We start from the raw sequence: 20,909 nt of genomic DNA on the forward strand, positions 1-20,909 counted from the left end.
CCGGTGCTCAGCGGGAGCCGGCGTGCCGCTCGGCGGCCTCGACGACGTTGAGCAGCAGCATGGCCCGGGTCATGGGGCCGACGCCGCCGGGGTTCGGCGAGATCCAGGAGGCCTTCTCCGCGGCCGCCGGGTCGATGTCGCCGGTGAGCCGCTTCTTGCCCGTCTCCGGGTCCTCCACGCGGGAGACCCCGACGTCGAGCAGCACCACCCCGTCCTTGAGGGCGTCCGCCCCGATCATGTGCGGGCGCCCGGCGGCGGCCACCACCACGTCGGCCTGGGCCAGCAGCGCGTCGAGGTCCTCGGTGCCGGTGTGGGCGAGGGTGACCGTCGCGTTGATCTCCCGGCGGGTCAGGATCAGCCCCATGGGCCGCCCCACGGTCACGCCGCGGCCGACGACGAGCACGTGCCGGCCCGCGAGGTCCACCTCGTGGCGGCGCAGCAGCTCCACGATGCCGTTGGGCGTGCAGGGCAGCGGGGAGGTCATCGGCTCGGAGACGTTGAGCACGAGCCGGCCGAGGTTGGTCGGGTGCAGCCCGTCGGCGTCCTTGTCCGGGTCGATGCGCTCCAGGATCGCGTTGGTGTCCAGGTGGCCGGGCAGCGGGAGCTGGACGATGTAGCCGGTGCAGGCCGGGTCCGCGTTGAGCTCGTCGATGACCGCCTCGAGGTCCTCCTGGGAGACGTCGGCGGGCAGCTCGCGGCGGATCGAGGAGATCCCGACCTCGGCGCAGTCCTTGTGCTTGCCGCCCACGTAGGAGTGGGAGGCGGGGTCGTCGCCCACGAGCACCGTGCCGAGGCCCGGGGTGACGCCCCGCTCCGCCAGCGCGGCCACGCGCTGGGCGAGCTCGGCCTTGATGGCCGCGGAGGCGGCCCGCCCGTCGAGGATGCGCGCGCCCACGCTCACCACTCCTCGAGGCCGTCGTAGAGCGGGAAGTCGGCGGCGAGCTTGTCCACGCGCGCGCGCAGGGCGGCGACGTCCGCGCCGGGCTTGAGGGCGGTCGCGATGATCTCGGCCACCTCCTCGAACTCGGGGGCGCCGAAGCCGCGGGTGGCCAGGGCGGGGGTGCCGATCCGCAGCCCGGAGGTGACCATCGGCGGGCGCGGGTCCCACGGCACGGCGTTGCGGTTGACGGTGATCCCGGCCTCGTGCAGGAGGTCCTCGGCCTGCTTGCCGTCCAGCTGCGAGTTGCGCAGGTCCACCAGCACCAGGTGCACGTCGGTGCCGCCGGTCAGGACGGAGACCCCGGCCTCGGCGACGTCGGCGGCGGTGAGCCGCTCGGCCAGGATGCGGGCGCCCTCGACGGTGCGCTCCTGGCGCACGCGGAACTCCTCGGTGGCGGCGATCTTGAAGGCCACGGCCTTGCCCGCGATGGCGTGCATCAGGGGCCCGCCCTGCTGGCCCGGGAAGACGGCGGAGTCGATCTTCTTCTTGAGCTCACCGGTGGTGAGGATCACCCCGGAGCGGGGGCCGGCGAGGGTCTTGTGCACGGTGGAGGTCACCACGTGGGAGTGCGGGACCGGGTTGGCGTGCAGGCCCGCGGCCACGAGCCCGGCGAAGTGGGCCATGTCCACCCACAGCTTGGCGCCGACCTCGTCGGCGATCGAGCGGAAGGCCTCGAAGTCGAGCTCGCGCGGGTAGGCGGACCAGCCGGCCACGATGGTCTGCGGCCGCTCGGCGAGGGCCTGCTCGCGGACCTTGTCCATGTCGATCGTGTAGCTGTCGGGGTCGACCTCGTAGGCGGCGATCTCGTAGAGCTTGCCGGAGACGTTGAGCTTCATGCCGTGGGTGAGGTGGCCGCCGTGGGCCAGGGACAGGCCCATGAGCTTGTCGCCGGGCTGCATCAGGGCCTGCATCACGGCGGTGTTCGCCTGGGCGCCCGAGTGCGGCTGGACGTTGGCGTGCTCGGCGCCGAACAGCGCGGTGGCGCGGTCGCGGGCGAGGTTCTCGACGACGTCGACGTACTCGCAGCCGCCGTAGTAGCGGCGGCCGGGGTACCCCTCGGCGTACTTGTTCGTCAGCACCGAGCCCTGCGCCTCGAGCACCGCGCGCGGGGCGAAGTTCTCGGAGGCGATCATCTCGAGGGTGCCGCGCTGGCGTCCGAGCTCGTCGGCGATGGCCGCCGCGACCTCCGGGTCGACCTCGGCGAGAGGCTGGTTGGTGACGGACTGGATCGAGCTCGTGGACATGCCGCTCCTCGGGTGGGGACCAGGGTGGATCGCCTACGAGTTTAGGCGATCGCCGACCACCCGGTCGCGGACCGCGTGCGAGGCCCTGCCCACGACCCGCTCGAGCGGGCCCTGGCCCCGGCTGCGGCGCCACAGGACGGCGAACCCGACCGCCGCCGCGGCCTGCAGGAGGAACCACAGGACGGGCTGCTCGTAGTGCACCTCGAGGTTCAGCGCCAGCAGGTGGGCCGAGTAGAGGGTCAGGGTCATCGAGCCGGCCGCCACCAGCGGCAGGAGCAGGGCCTCCGCCCGGCGGGCGACGAGCAGGCACAGGCCCAGGGCGAGGGCGCCGGTGCCCACGCCGCTCAGCAGCGCGAGCGGGGTGTTGGTGTGCGGGCCGGAGACGGCCAGCCACCACCAGGTGGACGTGGGCAGGACCGGGTCCGGTCCCCACACGAGGATGTCCTGGACGTCCTCCCGGCCCAGGAACGGGCTCGCGTCGAGCAGCCGGTCCATGCCGCCGAGGGGGTGCAGCAGGAGCCAGGAGACCAGCGCGGAGCCGGCGGCGAGCACGGCCCCGCCCACGAGCAGGCCCAGCTGGGTGCGCCGCTCGGCCAGGGGCAGCCGGCCGATGGCCAGACCGGCCAGGAGGTACACGAGGTACGTCAGCGCCGGGTACGAGCCGGTCAGGAGCAGCTGGGCCAGGGTGGTTCCCGGCGCGGCGAGGGCGTCGGCGACGGTCGGGTTGTAGCTGTCGAACCCGGGCAGCACGGGTCCCAGCGCGTGGATCAGCACGGGGCCGAGCACCGCGAACCCGGCGGCCCAGGCCAGCAGGGCGCGCGCGGGCAGGTGCAGGAACGGGATCGCCAGCAGGAAGAACACCCCGTAGTAGACGAGGATGTTGTAGGCGGGCGGGTCGGCCGGCGAGGTCTGGTTGATGAGCAGGCCCAGGACGGTGACGAGCAGCGCCCGCACGAGCAGCCCCACCCGGTCCCCCGTCCTGCGCCGGCCCTCGTGCACGCGGCGCCCGCCGGAGGTGAACGCCAGGCCCACTCCCGCCAGGAGGGCGAAGAGGGCCGCGGCGCGCCCGGAGAAGACCGTCCACTGCGCGGTCGCCTCGAAGGTCTCCGGGTCCCAGGAGGGCAGGATGTGCACGGACATCATGCCGAGCAGGGCGATCCCGCGGGCCGCGTCGACCCCGGCCAGGCGCCGTCCGGCGCGCCGCGCGGGGGCGGTCCCGGGTGCCGGGCTCTGCCCGGCCGGCGTGTCCTCGGCCGGGTGGTGGGTGTGCAGCATGGCGGTCGTTCCCCTCTCGCGGTGGGCCGGCGGGCCCCCTGCCCGCCGGCTCCGGGCCCGGGGCCCGTCGCTGACCCCCAGTCCAGCAGGCCGGGATGTGGGCGCCTTATCCCGTTCCTGTGTCCCGCCTGTGAAGCCCCGGCGCACCGCGGTGCGCCGGGGCCGCGGGGCTACGCTGGAGGCGTTCCGCGCACCGGCGGGCCGCCGCCGGCCGGCCGTGGAGCCCCGTTCCCCGAGAGGCCGTCCCGTGGGTCCCGTCCCCTCGAGGCCTCGTCCCGTGAGGAGAGCAGCGCCGTGACCGAGCCCGTGCAGCGGCCCACCGCCGTCGACCTGCCGCGCCTGCGGCACCCGGACGGCGCCCCGGTGCGCGCCCTCGTCGTCGACGACGAGCCGCTGCTCGCGCAGATGGTCTCCATGGGCCTGTCCATGCTCGGCTGGCAGGTGCGCTCGGCCCACGACGGTGCCTCCGCGGTGGCCGAGGCCCGCGGGTTCCGCCCCGACGTGCTCGTGCTGGACGTCATGCTGCCCGGCGGCACCGGGGTCGAGCTGCTCGAGCGGATCCGCGCCTTCGCCCCCGCCGTCCCGGCGCTGTTCCTCACCGCCAAGGACAGCACGGAGGACCGGATCACGGGCCTGGCCGCGGGCGGGGACGACTACGTCACGAAGCCGTTCAACATGGAGGAGCTGCTGCTGCGGCTGCACCGCCTGGTGCAGCGCTCCGGCATCGCCCACCCGGACGCCGCCGAGCTCGTGGTCGGCGACCTCGTGCTCAACGCGGACACCCGGGAGGTCCGCCGCGGCGGGGAGGAGATCGCCCTGACCGCCACCCAGTTCGACCTGCTGCGCTGCCTGATGGAGAACGCGCGCCGGGTGCTCAGCAAGGCCCAGATCCTCGAGCAGGTGTGGGGCTACGACTTCGGCGGCCAGACCAACGTGGTGGAGCTCTACATCTCCTACCTGCGCAAGAGGATCGACGCCGGGCGCAGCCCCATGATCCACACGGTCCGGGGCGCCGGCTACGTGCTCAAGCCGGCCGAGTAAGCGCCGGGGAAGCGCGCAGCGGGCACGGGGGGGAGCGGCGGATGAGCAGGACGGGCCGGGCCGGGGCGCTGCAGCTGCGCACGAAGCTGCTGCTGACGGTCCTCGCGCTGCTGACGCTGGCCTGCGCCGCCGTGGGCGTGCTGGGCCACGCCGCGCTGAACGTCTCGCTGGGCGAGCAGCTGGACCGCCAGGTGCGGGACGCCTCCTACCGCACGATCGAGTACGGGGTGCGGGCCTCCGCCGGTCCCTCGGAGGAGCTCGAGGCCATGATGGACGTCCCCGCGCAGGGCGCCGGGACGCTCAACGCCCGGATCGTGGACGGCGAGGTGGTCCGCGCGGGGCTGTTCGCGCCCGACGGCTCCCGGCGCGACCTGGGGGACGAGGACCGGGCGCGGATCGAGGCCCTCGTCGAGGAGCTGGGGGCGCGCTCGGACGAGGACGGGGGCGCCCAGTGGGGGCCGCTGGACGTGGACCTGACCGAGGGCGGGTACCGGGTGCTGCTGGTCGACGACCCGTGGGACTGGGGGCTCGTGCTGACCGGGCTGCCGCTGGCGGACAAGGAGCAGACGCTGCGCCGGTTCGGGGTGAGCACCGCCGCGATCTCCACGGGGGCCCTGGCCGTCACCGGGCTGTTCGGCCTGGTGGTCATCCGCCGCACGCTGCGCCCGGTGGAGCGGCTCTCCGACGTCGCGACCCGGGTCTCCGAGCTCGACCTCGACCGCGGGGAGGTGGCCCTGCCGGTGGCGGCCGTGGCCCCGGAGGCCCACCCGGACACGGAGGTCGGCCGGCTCGGCCACGCCTTCTCCCGGATGCTGGACAACGTCGCCCGCGCCCTGGCCACCCGGCAGCGCAGCGAGACGCGGGTGCGCCGCTTCGTGGCCGACGCCAGCCACGAGCTGCGCACCCCCCTGGCCAGCATCCGCGGCTACGCGGAGCTGATCCGGCTCACCGAGCCGATGAGCGAGCAGGGCCGCCGCTCCCTGTCCCGGGTGGAGTCGGAGTCCGCGCGGATGACCGCGCTCGTGGAGGACCTGCTCCTGCTCGCCCGCCTCGACGAGGGCCGTCCCGTGGTGCCCGAGGACGTCGACCTGCTGGAACTGGTCGTCGAGACCGTCAGCGACCGCCGGGTCACGGCCCCCGGCCACGACTGGCGGCTGGAGCTGCCCGACGAGCCCGTCGTCGTCCGGGGCGACCCGGCCCAGCTGCGCCAGGTGCTCATCAACCTGCTGTCCAACGCCCACCAGCACACGCCGGCGGGGACCACGGTCACCACCTCGCTGGGGACCGGGCCCGGTCCCGAGGCGGTGCTCACGGTGGCCGACGACGGACCGGGCATCGGCGCCGCCTTCCAGGAGCACATCTTCGCCCGCTTCGCCCGGGAGGACGACGCCCGCGCCGGGGGCTCGGGGGGCGTGGGGCTGGGACTGTCCATCGTGGAGGCCATCGTGGAGGCCCACCACGGCCGGGTGCGGGTGCGCAGCGTCCCCGGCTCGACCCGCTTCACGGTGCACCTGCCCCTCGCGGCGGACTGAGTCGGCCGCGGCTTGCCCCGCGCGCCCCTGGGCCCTTTAATGAACGGGTCAGGAACCGTCGGCACGGACGGCTGCGCCGAGCCCGTGCCGAACCCGCAACGCCGCGTCCGGGGTCCGTAGCGTGCCGCGTGCTGGGTTTCTCCGTGCGGTTCCGCCAGGGCCACGGACGCCGCACCGACGTCCGGAGGAACCCCCCGTGAACGCTCTGCCCACCGCCCCGTTCACCGCGTCCCTGCCCCGCATCGGCGGCTCGGACGCTCCTTCGCAGCCCGTCGACCAGCTCCGCGTCCCGCACCAGGCCGTGATCTTCGACATGGACGGCGTGGTCACCGACACCGCCGCCGTGCACGCCGCCGCCTGGAAGACCCTCTTCGACGGGATCCTGGCCGACGACCGGCTCGAGCCGGCGGAGGAGGGCGCGGCGGTGGACCGGCGGGCCTTCGACGAGGACGCCGACTACCGCCACTACGTGGACGGCCGGCGGCGCGAGGACGGCATCCGCTCCCTGCTCGCCTCCCGCGGCGCCCACCTGCCCGAGGGCGACGAGACCCCGGGGGCGTGGTCGGTGCAGGGCCAGGCGGCGCTGAAGAACACCTACTTCCAGGAGGCCCTGGAGATCAAGGGCGTGCGGGTCTTCGAGAAGACCGTGGCGCTGATCGAGCGCCTGCGGGCGGCCGGGGTGCCGGTGGGCCTCGTGACCGCCAGCCGCAACAGCGTCCCGGTGCTCGCCGCGGCCGGGCTCCAGGACGCCTTCGACATCATCGTGGACGGGCACTTCGCCGCCGAGCACGGACTGCCCGGCAAGCCCGCCCCGGACACCTTCCTCACCTGCGCCCGGATGCTGGGCGTGGACCCGGCCCGGTCCGTGGTGATCGAGGACGCCGTGTCCGGGGTCCAGGCCGCCGCGGCGGGCGGCTTCGGCACCGTGGTGGGGATCCGCCGGCACGGCGAGCGCCGGGACCTGTTCCGGGCCGGCGCCACGACGGTGCTCAACGACGTGGGCGAGCTGGACCTCGGCGCCCGCCGCGACCACCCGTGGCAGCTGGTGTTCGAGGGCTTCGACCCGGCGACGGAGGCCCGGCGGGAGACGCTGCTGACCCTGACCAACGGATACATGGGGGTGCGCGGGTCCGCCTGCGAGTTCCCCGCCAACGGGGTGCACTACCCCGGCAACTACCTGGCCGGGGTCTTCAACCGGGTGGTCAGCCACCTCAGCGGCCGCGACGTCGAGCACGAGTCCATGGTCAACGCCCCCAACTGGACGCATCTGGACCTGCGGATCTCCGGCGGCGACTGGTGGTCCGAGGGCGGGCTGCTCCCCTCCGAGGAGCGCACCGAGCTGGACCTGCGCCGCGGTCTGCTCATCCGCTCCCTCGTGCTGACCGACCTCAACGGCGACCGTGGGGCGGACGGCTCGCGCGCCCGCCTGGAGATCGTCCAGCGCCGCCTCGTCTCGCTGCGCTACCGGCACCTGGGCGCGCAGGAGACCACGGTGACCGCCCGCGGCTTCTCCGGGCGCCTGCACCTGCGCACGGGCATCGACCCCAGCGTCCGCAACACGGGGGTGGCGGAGTACCAGGACCTCAACGACCACCACCTGGTGGACCTCGAGTCCACGTCGCTGCCCGACGACCACGAGACCCTGCTCTCGCACGTGCGCACCACGCAGTCCAAGATCGAGATCACCACCGCCCAGCGCACCGTGATCGAGGGCGGCCAGAACGTGCGGGAGCGCCGGGAGATCCGCCCCGGCGGCACGGAGTTCCGCCGCCACCAGGTCAACATCGCCGACGGGCGGCCGGTGATCATCGACTCCACCACCGCGGTCGTCACCAGCCGCGACGCCGCGATCGGCTCCCCCCGCGAGGGGGCCCTCGCCGAGCTGGACCGCAACCCCAGCGGCGTGCGGGGCCTGCTGCCCTCGCACGAGGTCGAGTGGTCCCTGCTGTGGGACCGCTACGACGTGGACGTGTGCCCGGACCCCGAGGCGCAGACCCCCGAGCTGCTCCTCACCCAGCTGGCGCTGCGGGTGCACCTGTTCCACGTGTCCCAGACCCTCGCCCCCCACATGTCGCTGCGCGACGCCGGCGTGCCGGCCCGCGGCCTGCACGGCGAGGGCTACCGCGGGCACATCTTCTGGGACGAGCTCTACATCCTGCCGGTGGTCAACCTGCGCCAGCCGCAGGTGACGCGCTCGCTGCTCTCCTACCGGTGGCGCCGGCTGCCCATGGCCAAGCACCGGGCCATGGAGTTCGGTCTCGAGGGTGCGGCGTTCCCCTGGCAGTCCGGCTCGGACGGCCGGGAGGAGACCCCGCCGGAGCTGTTCAACCACCACTCCAACCGGTGGCTGCCGGACAACTCCTGGCGGCAGTTCCACGTGGGCCTCGCGATCGCCCACAACGCCTGGATCTACTACGAGACCACCGGCGACGTCGACTGGCTGGCCGGCCAGGGCGCGGAGCTGATCATCGGGATCACCCGCCTCTTCGCGTCCCTGACCGACTACGACCCCGCGGACGGCCGCTACCACATCGCCGGGGTGATGGGGCCGGACGAGTACCACGACGGTCCCCGCGGCCAGCACGGCGGCGGGCTGAAGGACAACGCCTACACGAACGTGCTGGCGGCCTGGCTGTTCCGGCACAGCGCCCACATCTTCCACCACATGGTCGAGCACCAGCGCGAGGAGCTCTCCGCCCGCTTCGGCCTCTCGGCCGAGGAGGTGGGGACCTGGCAGCGGATGTCGGAGCGGATGTTCGTGCCGTTCAACAAGGACGGCACCATCAGCCAGTTCCACGGCTACGACGACCTCGACGAGCTGGACTGGGAGTTCTACCGGGCCAAGTACCGCAACATCGGCCGCCTCGACCTCCTGCTGGAGAACGAGGGCGACATGACCAACAACTACAAGCTCGCCAAGCAGGCGGACACGATCATGCTCGTCTACCTCTTCGGCCCCGACGGCCTCGTGGAGGAGCTCGGGCGGATGGGCTACGAGGTGGACCACGCCGCCATCGAGCGCACCGTGGACTTCTACATCGCGCGGTCCTCGCACGGGTCCTCCCTCTCCCGGGTGGTCAACGCCTCGGTGCTCGCCTGGCTGAACCCGGACCGGTCGTGGTCGGCCTTCCAGGACGCGCTGCTGATCGACCTGGACGACACCCAGGGCGGGACCACGGGCGAGGGCATCCACCTCGGCGCCATGGCCGGCTCCGTGGACGTCGTCACCCGGGCCTACGCCGGGCTGCGCGTGCGCGGGGAGTGGCTGGAGTTCGACCCCGCGCTGCCGAGCCAGCTGGACCGGGTCTCGTTCACCGTGCTCTACCGGGGCCAGGTGATCCGCGTCTGCATCGACCACCACGTGCTCGAGCTCGAGGGCACCTCGCGGCGGGCCGGCAACGTCACCATCCACGTGCACGGGGCGGAGTACGTGCTCAAGGGCGGGCAGAAGATCCGGGTCGCGATCCAGCAGCGCCACCCGCTGGGCACGGTCCCGGCGGCGTCGCGGCACGCCTGAGCCGGACCGGCGGCCGCCGCGGGATCCCCCGCGGCGGCCGCTACGCTGGGGCCATGGAACGCCCTGCCCCGACCGGACTGGTCCTCCCCCACGCCGGGCGCACGCCCCGGATCGCCGCCTCCGCCTTCGTGGCGCCGACCGCCACGGTGGTCGGCGACGTCGAGCTGGGAGCGGACTCCGGGGTGTTCTACGGCGCCGTGGTGCGCGGGGACCGCTCCCCCGTGCGGATCGGCGCCGGGTCGAACCTGCAGGACAACGTGGTGGTGCACTCGGACCCCGACCACCCCTGCACGATCGGGGCCGGCGTCAGCGTGGGCCACGGCGCCGTGGTCCACGGCTGCACCGTGGAGGACGAGGTCCTGGTGGGGATGAACGCGACCGTCCTCAACGGCGCCGTGATCGGCTCCGGGTCCCTGGTCGCCGCCGGCGCGGTGGTCCTCGAGGGCACCGTGGTGCCGCCGGGCTCGCTGGTGGCCGGGGTCCCCGCCAAGGTCCGCCGCGAGCTCACCGAGCCGGAGCGGGAGAAGGTGCGCGCCAACGCCCGGACCTACGTGCAGCTCTCCGCCGAGCACCGCGAGCTCAACGCCTGAGCCCCGCCGCCGGACGCCCGGTCACTGCGCCGCGAGGGTGCGCGCGTAGTCCAGGTAGGCGTCATGGTCGAACCCGGGCAGCAGGCACGACTGCACCACGTAGCCCTGCAGCACCGAGAGGATGGCCTGGGCGAACATCGCGACCCACTCCCGGGAGCGGTCCGGGCCCAGGCCGAGCTCCTCGGCGGCCCACCGGCCGTAGCGCTCCTCGACCCGCGCGCGCACCTGTGCGAGGTGCTCGCCGGCCACCGCGGCCAGGGCCGGTTCGCTCACGGCCTCGCCCCACGTGATGAGCAGCAGCCGCGTGGCGGCCGGGTCCGCGGCGAGCCGCTCCAGCAGCTCCGCCACCCACCCGGCAGGGTCCGCGCCGGGGACCTCCGGCGCCGGGCGCCCGCCCGTGGCCTCCGCGGAGCGCCCGGCCGCCTCCCCTGCCGCGGCCCGGGCCGCGTCCTCGTCCACGGCCGGTGCCGCGTCCTCGTCCACCGCCAGGACCCGGTCCAGGGCCGCCCGCGCGGACGCGACCACGAGCTCGTGCTTGGACGGGAAGTGGTTGTACAGCGCTCCCGCTGACAGCCCCGTCGCGGCGATGATCCGGTGCATCGAGGCCCCGCCGAAGCCGTGCTCCAGGAAGCAGCCGCTGGCGGCCGCCACGATCTCGCGACGGCGCTCGTCCTTGTACTGCTGGCTGACCCGGGGCACGGCGCCAGTCTAGGCGACGAACGGTCGTTCGGTTCGGTGCCGGCGCCCGTCCGGCCGGGCGGCGCGTGGCAGAATGCGCCCATGCCTGCCGCGACCCTCTCGCCCTTCGTCGACGCCGCCCTCGACGCCGCCCACCTGGACGCCCCGCTCACGCCGACCGGCCGCACGCTCGGCTGGGGCGTGGTGAGCACGGCCGACATCGCCGAGAAGGTGGTGCCCGACATCGCCGCCCTGCCGGACGCCCGGCTCGTCGCCGTGAGCTCCCGCGACCAGCACCGCGCCGAGGACTTCGCCCGCCGGCACGGGGTGGAGCGGGCGTACGGGGACACCGCCGGCAGCACGGGTCTGGAGCGCCTCGCGGCCGACCCGGACGTGGAGGTGGTCTACGTGGCCACGCCGCACGGCTACCACCACCGGGACGTGTCCGCGCTGCTGCGCGCGGGCAAGCACGTGGTGTGCGAGAAGGCCCTGGCGATGACCGCCGCGGAGGTCCGCGACCTCACGCGGCTGGCCCGCGCGCACGGGGTGTTCCTCATGGAGGCCGTCTGGACCCGGATGACCCCCGGCTTCCGCACGGCGATGCACTGGATCCGGGCGGGGCGGCTGGGCCGGGTGCGCTCGGTCGAGGCCTCGATCGGCACCCACCGCCCGGTGGACCCCGACCACCGGCTCTTCCGCAACGCCGACGGCGGCGGGGTGCTGCTGGACATGATGGTCTATCCGCTGACCTGGACCGGCGCCGTGCTGGGCGCCCCGGAGAGCTGGACGGCCCGGGCCGAGCTCGGCGCCACGGCCGTGGACCTGGACACCGCCCTGACCCTGGACTTCGGGCACGGCCGGGGCCATGTGAGCGGCACGCTCTCCAGCACCGTGCCGCACCAGGTCACCGTGAGCGGCACGCACGGCTGGCTGCGCGTGGACGGGCGGATCAACTGCCCCACGACCCTCGTGCTGCAGAGCGCCGACGGCGCGCGCGGGGGCGCCGCCCCGGTCGTGGAGCAGGTGGAGGTGACCGGCGCCGGGTACGTCTACGAGATGCGCGAGGCCACCCGCTGCATCCAGCAGGGGCTGCCGGAGTCCCCCGTGATGCCCTGGGCGGACTCCCTCGAGCTCGTCGAGCTCTTCGACCAGGTCCGCGAACGGATCGGGGTGGACTACCCCAACGACCGCCGCTGAGGGCCGCGCCACCCCACCGGCGGCCGGGTTCGCCCTGGGCGATCGGGCGTCACAACCGTTGAACCCCCTCCTGCGGCAGAGCTATCATCAATCACAGTTGAGCCGGTATGACTCAACTAAATGTCAAAGGCACTGCTCATGTAGTTGAGGAGATGATGGACGTGGCCACGATGTTCACGCCGTTCAACGATTTCGACCGCCTCGCCGCCTCGCTGTTCGCCCGCCAGGGCCTGCGGGAGATGCCGATGGACCTCTACCGGGACGGCGACCGCTACATCCTGCGCGCCGACCTGCCGGGCATCGACCCGGAGAGCGTCGACGTCGACGTCGACGGTCAGCTGCTGACCATCCGGGCCGAGCGGAAGCTGCCCGAGGTCCAGGACGTCCAGTGGATCACCCGGGAGCGGCAGAGCTCCTCGTTCGTCCGCCAGCTCAACCTCGGCCAGGGCATCGACATCCAGAACATCGCCGCGAGCTACGACAACGGCGTGCTCACGGTGACCATCCCGGTGTCCGCCCAGGCCAAGCCGCGCAAGATCCAGGTGGTCTCCGGCCAGGGCGAGCAGCAGGCCCTGGGCAACGGCCAGGAGGGGGACCGCGTGATCGGCGAGGGCGAGCTCGTCAACGGCACCCGCTCGACGCAGTCCACCGAGGGCTGATCCCGCCGGTGCCGGCGCGCAGGCGCTCCGGCACCGCCGCGGCCACGGGCCCGCTCCCTCCGGGGAGCGGGCCCGTGGCCGTGCCCGGGGGCGTCCACGGGCGGGCGCCGGTCAACGGGGCGGGCGCGGGCTCGGGTATCTTGGCACCAGGAAACACCGACCCGCATCCGTCGACATACATGGGAGACAGCCCGCACATGGCAAAGATCATCTACACCCGCACCGACGAGGCGCCCCTGCTCGCCACCTACTCCTTCAAGCCCGTCATCGAGGCCTACGCCTCGACCGCCGGCGTCGAGGTCGAGACCCGGGACATCTCCCTGGCCGGGCGCATCCTCGCGGCCTTCAGCGACCGCCTGCCCCAGGAGCAGCGGGTCGACGACGCCCTCGCCGAGCTCGGCGACCTGGCGAAGACGCCCGAGGCCAACATCATCAAGCTGCCGAACATCTCCGCCTCCGTCCCGCAGCTCAAGGCCGCGGTGAAGGAGCTGCAGGAGCAGGGCTTCGCCCTGCCGGACTACCCGGACGAGCCGGAGACCGACGAGCAGAAGGACACCCGCGCCCGCTACGACAAGATCAAGGGCTCCGCCGTGAACCCGGTCCTGCGCGAGGGCAACTCCGACCGCCGCGCCCCCGCCTCGGTGAAGAACTACGCCCGCAAGAACCCGCACCGGATGGGCGAGTGGTCCGCGGACTCCCGGACCAACGTGGCCACCATGGGCGCCGACGACTTCCGCGCCAACGAGAAGTCCGTGGTCATGGAGTCCGAGGACACCCTGCAGATCCGCCTGGTGGGCGAGGACGGCAGCACCACGGTGCTCAAGGAGTCCGTGCCCGTCCTCGCCGGCGAGGTCGTCGACGCCACGGTGATGCGGGCCGCCGCCCTGGACGCGTTCCTCGCCGAGCAGGTCGAGCGCGCCAAGCGGGAGGGTGTCCTCTTCTCGGTGCACCTGAAGGCCACCATGATGAAGGTCTCCGACCCGATCATCTTCGGCCACGTCATCAAGGCGTTCTTCCCGGAGCTCTTCGCCGCCCACGGCGCCGCCCTGGAGAAGGCGGGCCTGTCCCCCGCCAACGGCCTGGCCGCGATCCTCAACGGTCTCGACGCGCTCCCGGCCGGGGTCCGCGACGAGGTCCGGGCCGCGATCGACAAGGGCCTGGCCGACGGCCCGGCGCTGGCCATGGTCAACTCCGACAAGGGCATCAGCAACCTGCACGTGCCCTCGGACATCATCGTGGACGCCTCGATGCCGGCCATGATCCGCACCTCCGGGCACATGTGGGGCCCGGACGGCGAGGAGGCCGACACCCTGGCGGTCCTGCCGGACAGCTCCTACGCCGGGATCTACCAGGCCGTGATCGACGACTGCCGCGCCCACGGCGCGTTCGACCCGCGGACCATGGGCTCCGTCCCGAACGTGGGGCTCATGGCGATGAAGGCCGAGGAGTACGGCTCCCACGACAAGACCTTCGAGATCCCCGCGCAGGGCACCGTCCAGCTCGTCGACTCCTCCGGCACCGTCCTGATCGAGCACGAGGTCTTCCCCGGCGACATCTGGCGCGCCTGCCAGACCAAGGACGTCGCGATCCGGGACTGGGTGAAGCTGGCCGTGACCCGCGCCCGGGCCTCCGCGACGCCGGCGGTGTTCTGGCTGGACCGCACCCGCGCCCACGACACCAACCTCATCGCCAAGGTCGAGCAGTACCTCGGTGAGCACGACACCGAGGGCCTGCAGATCGAGATCATGTCCCCCATGGAGGCCACCGCGTTCTCCATCGAGCGGATCCGCCGCGGCGAGGACACCATCTCCGTCACCGGCAACGTGCTGCGCGACTACCTGACCGACCTGTTCCCGATCCTGGAGCTGGGCACCTCCGCGAAGATGCTCTCCGTGGTCCCGCTCATCAACGGCGGCGGCCTCTTCGAGACCGGTGCCGGCGGGTCCGCCCCCAAGCACGTCCAGCAGCTGGTCGAGGAGAACCACCTGCGCTGGGACAGCCTCGGCGAGTTCCTCGCCCTGGCCGCGAGCCTGGAGCACCTGGCCTCCACGGCGGACAACGCCCGGGCCCGCATCCTCGGCGCGTGCCTCGACCGCGCCACCGGCACCTTCCTCGAGGAGAACAAGTCCCCGAGCCGGAAGGTCGGGGAGATCGACAACCGCGGCAGCCACTTCTACCTGGCCCTGTACTGGGCCCAGGAGCTGGCCCGCCAGGACGAGGACGCCGAGCTGGCCCAGGCCTTCACCTCCGTGGCGGAGCAGCTGGCCGCCCACGAGGACGCGATCAACGAGGAGCTGCTCTCCGTGCAGGGCCGCCCGGCGGACATCGGGGGGTACTACCGGCCGGACGACGCCAAGACGTCCGCGGTGATGCGCCCCTCGGAGACCTTCAACCGGGTGCTCGCCTCGCTGTCCGTGTGAGTCGGCCCCGCGCCGGTCGCCCCGCCCGGGGCGACCGGCGCGCACGGCAACGGCCGCATCCCCTCGGGGGTGCGGCCGTTGCCGTGCCCGGCGCCGCCGCCGGGCCGGGGAGCGGGTCAGTGGAAGAAGTGCCGCGCCCCGGTGAAGTACATGGTCACGCCGGCGGCCTCGGCCGCGGCCACGACCTCCTCGTCCCGGATCGAGCCGCCGGGCTGGACGACGGCGCGCACGCCGGCGTCGAGCAGCACCTGCAGCCCGTCCGCGAAGGGGAAGAACGCGTCCGACGCCGCCACGGACCCGCGCGCGCGCTCGGCGCCGTCCTCGCCCAGCCCGTCGGCCCGCTCCACGGAGAGCCGGCAGGAGTCCACGCGGTTGACCTGGCCCATGCCGATGCCCACCGAGGCGCCCTGGTCGGCGAGCAGGATCGCGTTGGACTTCACGGCCCGCAGCGCCTTCCACGCGAAGGCGAGGTCGGCCAGCGTCCGCTCGTCGGCCGGCGCCCCCGCCGCGAGGGTCCAGGAGGCGGGGTCGTCACCGGCGGCGTCGAGCCGGTCGGCGACCTGGAAGAGGGCCCCGCCGGAGACCTGCCGGTACTCGAGGGCGTCGCGGGCGAAGCCCTCGGGCAGCTCGAGCAGGCGGATGTTCTTCTTGGCCTGCAGGATCTCCAGGGCCTCCGGCTCGAAGCCGGGGGCCACGACGACCTCCGTGAAGATGTCCTTGACCGTCTCGGCCATGGCCCGGGTGACCGTCCGGTTCGCGGCGATCACCCCGCCGTAGGCGGAGAGCGGGTCGCACGCGTGGGCCTTGCGGTGGGCGTCGGCGATCGGGTCCTCGGCGCCGGGGGTGGCCACCGCGATGCCGCACGGGTTGTTGTGCTTGACCACGGCCACGGCCGGCTCGTCGAAGTCGTAGGCGGCGCGCAGGGCGGCGTCGGCGTCCACGTAGTTGTTGTAGGACATCTCCTTGCCGTGCAGCTGGTCGGCCTGGGCGATGCCGGGGGCGGCCGCCTCGTCGACGTAGAGGGCGCCCTTCTGGTGCGGGTTCTCGCCGTAGCGCAGGGAGGCGGAGCGCTGGAAGGCCAGCCCCGCGTAGGGCGGCCAGAAGTTGGCGTCCTCGTCCTGCTCGAACTGCTGGGCCGTCCACGTGGCCACGGCCGTGTCGTAGGCGGCGGTGTGGGCGAAGGCCGCGGCGGCCAGCCGGCGCCGGGCCGCGAGGTCGAAGCCCCCGGCGCCGGCGGCCTCGACCACCGCGCCGTAGGAGGCGGGGTCCACCACCACGGACACGGCCGCGTGGTTCTTCGCGGCCGCGCGCACCATGGAGGGGCCGCCGATGTCGATCTGCTCGACCACCTCGTCCTGGCCGGCCCCGGAGCGGACGGTGTCCACGAACGGGTAGAGGTTCACGACCACGAGGTCGAACGGCTCGATGCCCAGCTCCGCGAGCTGGTCCACGTGCTCCTGCTTGCGGCGGTCCGCGAGGATCCCGGCGTGCACCCGCGGGTGCAGGGTCTTCACCCGCCCGTCCAGGCACTCCTGGAATCCGGTGATCTCGGAGACCTCGGTCACCGGCACCCCCGCCTCCGCGATCCGGCGCGCGGTCGAGCCGGTGGAGACGATGGCCACCCCGGCCTCGTGCAGACCGCGGGCCAGGTCGTCCAGTCCGGTCTTGTCGTAGACGGACACCAGCGCCCGTCGGATGGGCACGCGGTCAAGTCGGATGGGGCTCACAGGTTCTCCAAGCGTCGGGGTCGGGGCTGCCGGCGGAAACCGCCGGGGCCCATTTTACGGACCCGCGCCGCGACGCTCCTCCGTGCTGTCGAAGCCCGGAGCAGGCGGGTGTCCGGACCGGGGCCGGCGGACGGCGCCCGCCGTGGTGCCGGGTGCGCCCCCGGTGCCGTCCGCGGGACCGCGGCGGGCGGTTCAGCGGGCCGGGACGGAACGGGCGAGGAGGCCCAGGGCGTCCACGAGCAGCTCCCGCTCGGCGGCCTTGATCCGCTCGTGCAGCTGTGCCTCGGTGTCACCCTGCTGCACCGGCACCGCCGCCTGGGCGAGGATCGGACCGGCGTCGACGTCGGCCACGACCTCGTGGACGGTGACCCCGGTGACCTTGACCCCGTGGGCGAGGGCGTCCCGGACCGCGTGCGCCCCGGGGAAGGAGGGCAGCAGGGAGGGGTGGGTGTTGACGATCCGGCCGCGGAACGCCTCGACGAACTCGGCGTCCACGATCCGCATGAACCCGGCGAAGAGCACCCGGTCGGGGGTGTGGGCGGCGACCGCCTCCTGCAGGGCCCGGTTCCACCGCGCCCGGTCCGGGTGGTCCGCGGGCCGGACCAGGAAGGTGGTGATCCCGGCCGCCTCCGCGCGCTCGAGCCCGCGGCAGGGCTTGTCCGCGCCCACGGCGGCGATCTCGACGTCTATCCGGCCCGCGCCGACGGCGTCGAGGACCGCCTGCAGGTTGGTGCCGGAACCGGAGACCATGACCACGATGCGCATGGGCTCGAGTCTAGTCGGGCGGCGCGGGCCGGTCCGGGCGGTGCCCTAGAGTGAGGTGCATGACCCCTCCCCGCCCGCATCCCGAGCCGGCTCCCGCGGACGCCCGGCGTGCCGCCACGACCCGCACGGCGGGAGCCGCGCTGGTGTGCGCGGCGGTGGCCCTCGTGCTCGTGGGCTCCGGGCTGTGGCTGACGGTGGCCGGGCTCGTCGCCGCGGCGGCCGGCATCGGTCTGGGCATCGCGGCGCTCGTGCGCTCGCGCGGGTCCGGCCGGCGCGCGCTGCTGGTGGTGAGCGCGGTCGCCGCGATCGTGCTGGGCGCCCTGAGCCTGGCCACCGGCGGGGCCCGGCTGCTGCTGTGGCCGGTGGCCGAGGCCTATCAGCAGTGCGTGTCCAGCACGCTGACCCTCTCCGGGACGGCGCAGTGCCAGCAGGAGCTCGAGGACGGGATCTGGAGCTACCTCTCCGGGGACCCCCGGACCTCGGAGGGCGCCGCGGGCGCGTCCACGTCGAACGCCCCCACCGGCTCCGGGGCCTCCGCGTCGGCCACGCCGCGCCCCTGAGCCGGGCGCGCGACCGCGCTGCTGCCCGCTCCCCCCGCCGGACCGGCCGAGCGCATGGCACGCCGCGCCGCGGCCTCGGCCCGCCGGCGACGGCGGGCCTCCCGCCGGCCCGCCCGCCCGAGGTGCGCACCGGATCCGTCCCCGGGGTCCTCCCCGGAGGCGCCGCCGCGCAGCGGCGCGAACGGCGGCTCCCGCTCCAGCCACGGGCCCACCACGCAGCCGACGGCCGCCCCCACGGCCACCTCCGCCCCGAACCACAGCAGCACGTCCGGACCCTCCGGGCCGATCACCGTGAGCCGGCCCAGCCCGAGCGAGCCCTGCGCCAGCCAGCTCAGCAGCATCGCCAGCACGCCTGCGACCGCGCCGATGAACAGCCCGGTCAGTAGCGTGGAGAGCGGGAAGGTGATCCAGCGGGCGGGCAGCCGGATGGCCATCCAGTCGTCGAGGTGGTTCTCGCCCTCCCGCAGGAACCACCAGCCGGCGAGCACCCCGGCCAGGACCGGCAGCACGAGCACGGCCGCCGACCAGGACGGCAGCTCGCCGGGTGGCAGCGCGGCCAGGGCCGGGAGCAGCGGGACGGGCCCGGTCTGCGTGCCCAGCGGTGAGGTGTGCGTGCCCTCCCCCACCTCGAAGCCCGCGCCGGTGGCCCACGCGAGGGCGTAGACCGCGAGGTTCGGCAGGTAGCCCAGCTGGAGACCCGTCAGGGCGGTGTCCCCCGGGACCCCGGTGCCCAGCCGCTGGTAGACGTTGACCACGTCGTTCCAGTTCCACAGCAGCGCGGCGGCCAGCAGCGCCGCCCCGGCGCCGACCCCGGCGACGGCCGCGACGAAGCCCGCCCGCAGCACCGCCCACACGTAGGAGCCGGCCCACCGCGAGTACTGGCTCGTGCGCTCGACCCACGCGGCGGCGTTGACGCCGATCAGCCCGGGCAGGGAGCGGGAGGCCCGGTACGCCCCGACGAACGCGCCCAGGGCCACCGGCACGAGGGGGAACACCGCGGCGGCGGCCGGTCCCGCCGCGATCTCGCCGGTCCCGAAGAGCAGCGCGGCCACGGCCCCCGCGGCGGAGTACACCGCGAGCCCGCTCAGGTACGGCTGCCAGAACTGCCCCTCCCAGCAGGCCCGCGCCAGCCGGCGGCCGGCGTGCCAGGCCAGCACGAAGGGCACGAGCGTGAGGCCCAGCGGGACGAGGTTGACGGTTCCGGTGGTCGCCGGCAGGCCGGCCCCGGGATCCAGGGCCACCTGGAGCGGGGTGAGATGGGCCAGCAGCCACACCTGGCCGGAGAGGACGAAGCCGCCGGTCAGCCCGAGCGAGTCGAAGCCGTCGGCGAGCCACACCATGAGGACGGTGAGCAGGATCAGCAGGTAGGAGACCACGGCCACGGAGCCGAGCTCCACCACGCCCTGCAGCCACAGCGGCATGGGCACGCCGCGGCGGTCGGCGGAGGGGGCGGGGGAGGAAGAGCCTTGGGAGTTCATCACCGCCCATCTTCCCATGCCCGCCGCGCCCGGGCCGAGGTTTCACGGGGTCTTCACCGGCGGGCCACGTGCCGCTCCCCCGGCGGACGCCCGTGCCGGGAAGGCTCGGCGCCATGAGAGTCGCCGTGGTCGCCGAGCAGTTCCTCCCCCACCTCAACGGTGTCACCCACTCGGTCCTGCGGGTCGTCGAGCAGCTGGGCGCCCGCGGGCACGACGTCGTGGTCGTGGCGCCCTCCTACGACCCCGCGCCGCTCGGGCGCCTCGCCGAGGACGTCCTGGAGGACCTCGACGGCGTGCCGGTGCACCGGTTGCCGGCCCTGCCGCTCACCGGCTATCCCGACGTGCGCGTGGCCGGCGGGACCGTGGCCCGGGTGCGCCGGCACCTGGAGCGGTTCCGCCCCGACGTGGTCCACGTCGCCTCCCCGTTCGTCCTGGGCCGGCGGGCGATCCTCGCGGCCCAGCAGCTCGGCGTGCCGGCCGTGGCCGTGTACCAGACGGACGTGCCCGGCTACGCGGCGAAGTACGGGGCCCCCTTCCTCGAGCAGCTGCTGTGGGGGCACGTGCGCAGCATGCACAACGCCGCGACCCTGACCCTCGCCCCGTCCTCCTCGGCGGTGGGGCAGCTCACCGCGCACGGGGTGCGCGACGTCCACCTGTGGCGGCGCGGGGTGGACACCACCCGCTTCTGCCCGCGGCACCGCGACGAGCGGTGGCGGGCGGAGGTGGGGGGCGGCCGCCGGATCGTGGGCTACGTGGGCCGGATCGCCCCGGAGAAGCAGGTCGAGGACCTCGCCGCGGTCGCGGACCTGCCCGGCACCCGCCTCGTCGTCGTGGGGTCGGGGCCGGAGGAGGAGGCGCTGCGGCGCCGCCTGCCGGGCGCGCACTTCACGGGTCGCCGTGCCGGGGCCGATCTCGCCCGGATCATGGCCTCCCTCGACGTGTTCGTGCACCCGGGGGAGTTCGAGACCTTCTGCCAGACCGTGCAGGAGGCCATGGCCTCCGGGGTGCCGGTGGTGGCCACGGGCCGGGGCGGTCCGGTGGACCTCGTCGACCCCTCCCGCACCGGCTGGCTCTATCCGCCCGGGGACCTCGGGGCGCTGCGCGGGCACGTGGCCGACCTGGTCGGCGACGAGGCCAAGCGGGCCGCCTTCGGGGCCGCCGCGCACGCCGCCGTGCAGGGCCGGACGTGGGACGTGCTGGTCGGGCAGCTGCTGGAGCACTACGACCGGGCGGTGGCGCTGGGCGCCCGCGGCCACGGTCCGCACCACCGCCGGACCGCCTGAGGC

Annotated in this window: 16 protein-coding genes; 9 read left to right on the plus strand and 7 right to left on the minus strand. The window is 74.2% G+C overall.

Translation table 11 applies throughout. The annotated features are described in order from the left end of the window. Nucleotides 1–7 precede the first annotated feature (7 nt). Genes GMA12_RS05140 through GMA12_RS05150 form a run of 3 tightly spaced genes read right to left on the minus strand, consistent with a single transcriptional unit; the run spans nt 8 to nt 3,459 of the window. Nucleotides 8–895: a bifunctional methylenetetrahydrofolate dehydrogenase/methenyltetrahydrofolate cyclohydrolase gene (locus tag GMA12_RS05140; protein WP_162459493.1), complete on the minus strand. Its 888-nt coding sequence runs from the start codon at nt 893–895 to the stop codon at nt 8–10. A 2-nt stretch (nt 896–897) separates the two neighbouring features. Next, entirely contained in the window at nt 898–2,184 is a 1,287-nt protein-coding gene (gene glyA, locus GMA12_RS05145) for a serine hydroxymethyltransferase (RefSeq protein ID WP_156267822.1), read from the minus strand. A gap of 33 nt (nt 2,185–2,217) precedes the next feature. Then, nucleotides 2,218–3,459, minus strand: coding sequence for a heparan-alpha-glucosaminide N-acetyltransferase domain-containing protein (locus GMA12_RS05150; protein WP_156267824.1), 1,242 nt, complete (start codon nt 3,457–3,459; stop codon nt 2,218–2,220). 294 nt (nt 3,460–3,753) lie between these two features. Here GMA12_RS05150 and GMA12_RS05155 point away from each other — a divergent pair, with 294 nt between their 5' ends. The 4 genes from GMA12_RS05155 (at nt 3,754) to GMA12_RS05170 (ending at nt 10,139) form a co-directional block, all read left to right on the plus strand. After that, a complete protein-coding gene (locus tag GMA12_RS05155) occupies nt 3,754–4,500 on the plus strand; it encodes a response regulator transcription factor (protein WP_370830290.1) in 747 nt (248 codons plus the stop codon). Between the two features lie 41 nt (nt 4,501–4,541). Continuing rightward, complete coding sequence (locus GMA12_RS05160) at nt 4,542–6,032, plus strand: sensor histidine kinase (protein ID WP_156267826.1); 1,491 nt, start codon at nt 4,542–4,544, stop codon at nt 6,030–6,032. 196 nt (nt 6,033–6,228) lie between these two features. After that, on the plus strand, nt 6,229–9,549 hold the full coding sequence (locus GMA12_RS05165; RefSeq protein ID WP_162459494.1) for a beta-phosphoglucomutase family hydrolase: 3,321 nt from the start codon (nt 6,229–6,231) through the stop codon (nt 9,547–9,549). Between the two features lie 53 nt (nt 9,550–9,602). After that, complete coding sequence (locus GMA12_RS05170) at nt 9,603–10,139, plus strand: gamma carbonic anhydrase family protein (RefSeq protein ID WP_156267828.1); 537 nt, start codon at nt 9,603–9,605, stop codon at nt 10,137–10,139. 21 nt (nt 10,140–10,160) lie between these two features. Here GMA12_RS05170 and GMA12_RS19230 read toward each other — a convergent pair whose 3' ends face one another. After that, entirely contained in the window at nt 10,161–10,838 is a 678-nt protein-coding gene (locus GMA12_RS19230) for a TetR/AcrR family transcriptional regulator (RefSeq protein ID WP_162459495.1), read from the minus strand. Between the two features lie 81 nt (nt 10,839–10,919). Here GMA12_RS19230 and GMA12_RS05180 point away from each other — a divergent pair, with 81 nt between their 5' ends. From GMA12_RS05180 to GMA12_RS05190, 3 genes are all read left to right on the plus strand, one after another. Further along, the gene (locus tag GMA12_RS05180) at nt 10,920–12,014 is read left to right on the plus strand and encodes a Gfo/Idh/MocA family protein (protein ID WP_156267830.1); all 1,095 of its coding nucleotides are present in this window, start codon (nt 10,920–10,922) and stop codon (nt 12,012–12,014) included. A gap of 155 nt (nt 12,015–12,169) precedes the next feature. Beyond that, nucleotides 12,170–12,673, plus strand: coding sequence for an Hsp20/alpha crystallin family protein (locus tag GMA12_RS05185; RefSeq protein ID WP_156267832.1), 504 nt, complete (start codon nt 12,170–12,172; stop codon nt 12,671–12,673). A 197-nt stretch (nt 12,674–12,870) separates the two neighbouring features. Further along, entirely contained in the window at nt 12,871–15,093 is a 2,223-nt protein-coding gene (locus GMA12_RS05190; protein ID WP_156267834.1) for an NADP-dependent isocitrate dehydrogenase, read from the plus strand. Nucleotides 15,094–15,209: 116 nt separating this feature from the next. On the opposite strand, the gene purH is transcribed toward GMA12_RS05190, so the two are convergent. Beyond that, a complete protein-coding gene (purH, locus tag GMA12_RS05195) occupies nt 15,210–16,820 on the minus strand; it encodes a bifunctional phosphoribosylaminoimidazolecarboxamide formyltransferase/IMP cyclohydrolase (protein WP_162459497.1) in 1,611 nt (536 codons plus the stop codon). Between the two features lie 192 nt (nt 16,821–17,012). Next, nucleotides 17,013–17,585 (minus strand): phosphoribosylglycinamide formyltransferase, encoded by a 573-nt coding sequence (gene purN, locus GMA12_RS05200; RefSeq protein ID WP_156267836.1) that lies wholly within the window; start codon nt 17,583–17,585, stop codon nt 17,013–17,015. A 59-nt stretch (nt 17,586–17,644) separates the two neighbouring features. Between purN and GMA12_RS05205 the strand changes: the two genes are divergently transcribed. Continuing rightward, nucleotides 17,645–18,145 (plus strand): hypothetical protein, encoded by a 501-nt coding sequence (locus tag GMA12_RS05205; RefSeq protein WP_156267838.1) that lies wholly within the window; start codon nt 17,645–17,647, stop codon nt 18,143–18,145. On the opposite strand, the gene GMA12_RS05210 is transcribed toward GMA12_RS05205, so the two are convergent. Next, a complete protein-coding gene (locus tag GMA12_RS05210) occupies nt 18,040–19,623 on the minus strand; it encodes a cell division protein PerM (protein ID WP_240898611.1) in 1,584 nt (527 codons plus the stop codon). The genes GMA12_RS05205 and GMA12_RS05210 overlap by 106 nt on opposite strands. A gap of 113 nt (nt 19,624–19,736) precedes the next feature. Between GMA12_RS05210 and GMA12_RS05215 the strand changes: the two genes are divergently transcribed. Continuing rightward, nucleotides 19,737–20,906: a glycosyltransferase family 4 protein gene (locus tag GMA12_RS05215; protein WP_156267840.1), complete on the plus strand. Its 1,170-nt coding sequence runs from the start codon at nt 19,737–19,739 to the stop codon at nt 20,904–20,906. The last annotated feature ends 3 nt before the right edge of the window (nt 20,907–20,909 follow it).

Source organism: Kocuria sediminis (assembly GCF_009735315.1).
Taxonomy (GTDB): Bacteria; Actinomycetota; Actinomycetes; order Actinomycetales; family Micrococcaceae; genus Kocuria; species Kocuria turfanensis.

Coding starts and splice junctions, on each gene's coding strand:
- glyA (WP_156267822.1), bottom strand. CDS start 2,184: ATGTCCACGAGCTCGATCCAGTCCGTCACCAACCAGCCTCTCGCCGAG.
- GMA12_RS05150 (WP_156267824.1), bottom strand. CDS start 3,459: ATGCTGCACACCCACCACCCGGCCGAGGACACGCCGGCCGGGCAGAGC.
- GMA12_RS05160 (WP_156267826.1), top strand. CDS start 4,542: ATGAGCAGGACGGGCCGGGCCGGGGCGCTGCAGCTGCGCACGAAGCTG.
- GMA12_RS05170 (WP_156267828.1), top strand. CDS start 9,603: ATGGAACGCCCTGCCCCGACCGGACTGGTCCTCCCCCACGCCGGGCGC.
- GMA12_RS05180 (WP_156267830.1), top strand. CDS start 10,920: ATGCCTGCCGCGACCCTCTCGCCCTTCGTCGACGCCGCCCTCGACGCC.
- GMA12_RS05185 (WP_156267832.1), top strand. CDS start 12,170: ATGGACGTGGCCACGATGTTCACGCCGTTCAACGATTTCGACCGCCTC.
- GMA12_RS05190 (WP_156267834.1), top strand. CDS start 12,871: ATGGCAAAGATCATCTACACCCGCACCGACGAGGCGCCCCTGCTCGCC.
- purN (WP_156267836.1), bottom strand. CDS start 17,585: ATGCGCATCGTGGTCATGGTCTCCGGTTCCGGCACCAACCTGCAGGCG.
- GMA12_RS05205 (WP_156267838.1), top strand. CDS start 17,645: ATGACCCCTCCCCGCCCGCATCCCGAGCCGGCTCCCGCGGACGCCCGG.
- GMA12_RS05210 (WP_240898611.1), bottom strand. CDS start 19,623: ATGAACTCCCAAGGCTCTTCCTCCCCCGCCCCCTCCGCCGACCGCCGC.
- GMA12_RS05215 (WP_156267840.1), top strand. CDS start 19,737: ATGAGAGTCGCCGTGGTCGCCGAGCAGTTCCTCCCCCACCTCAACGGT.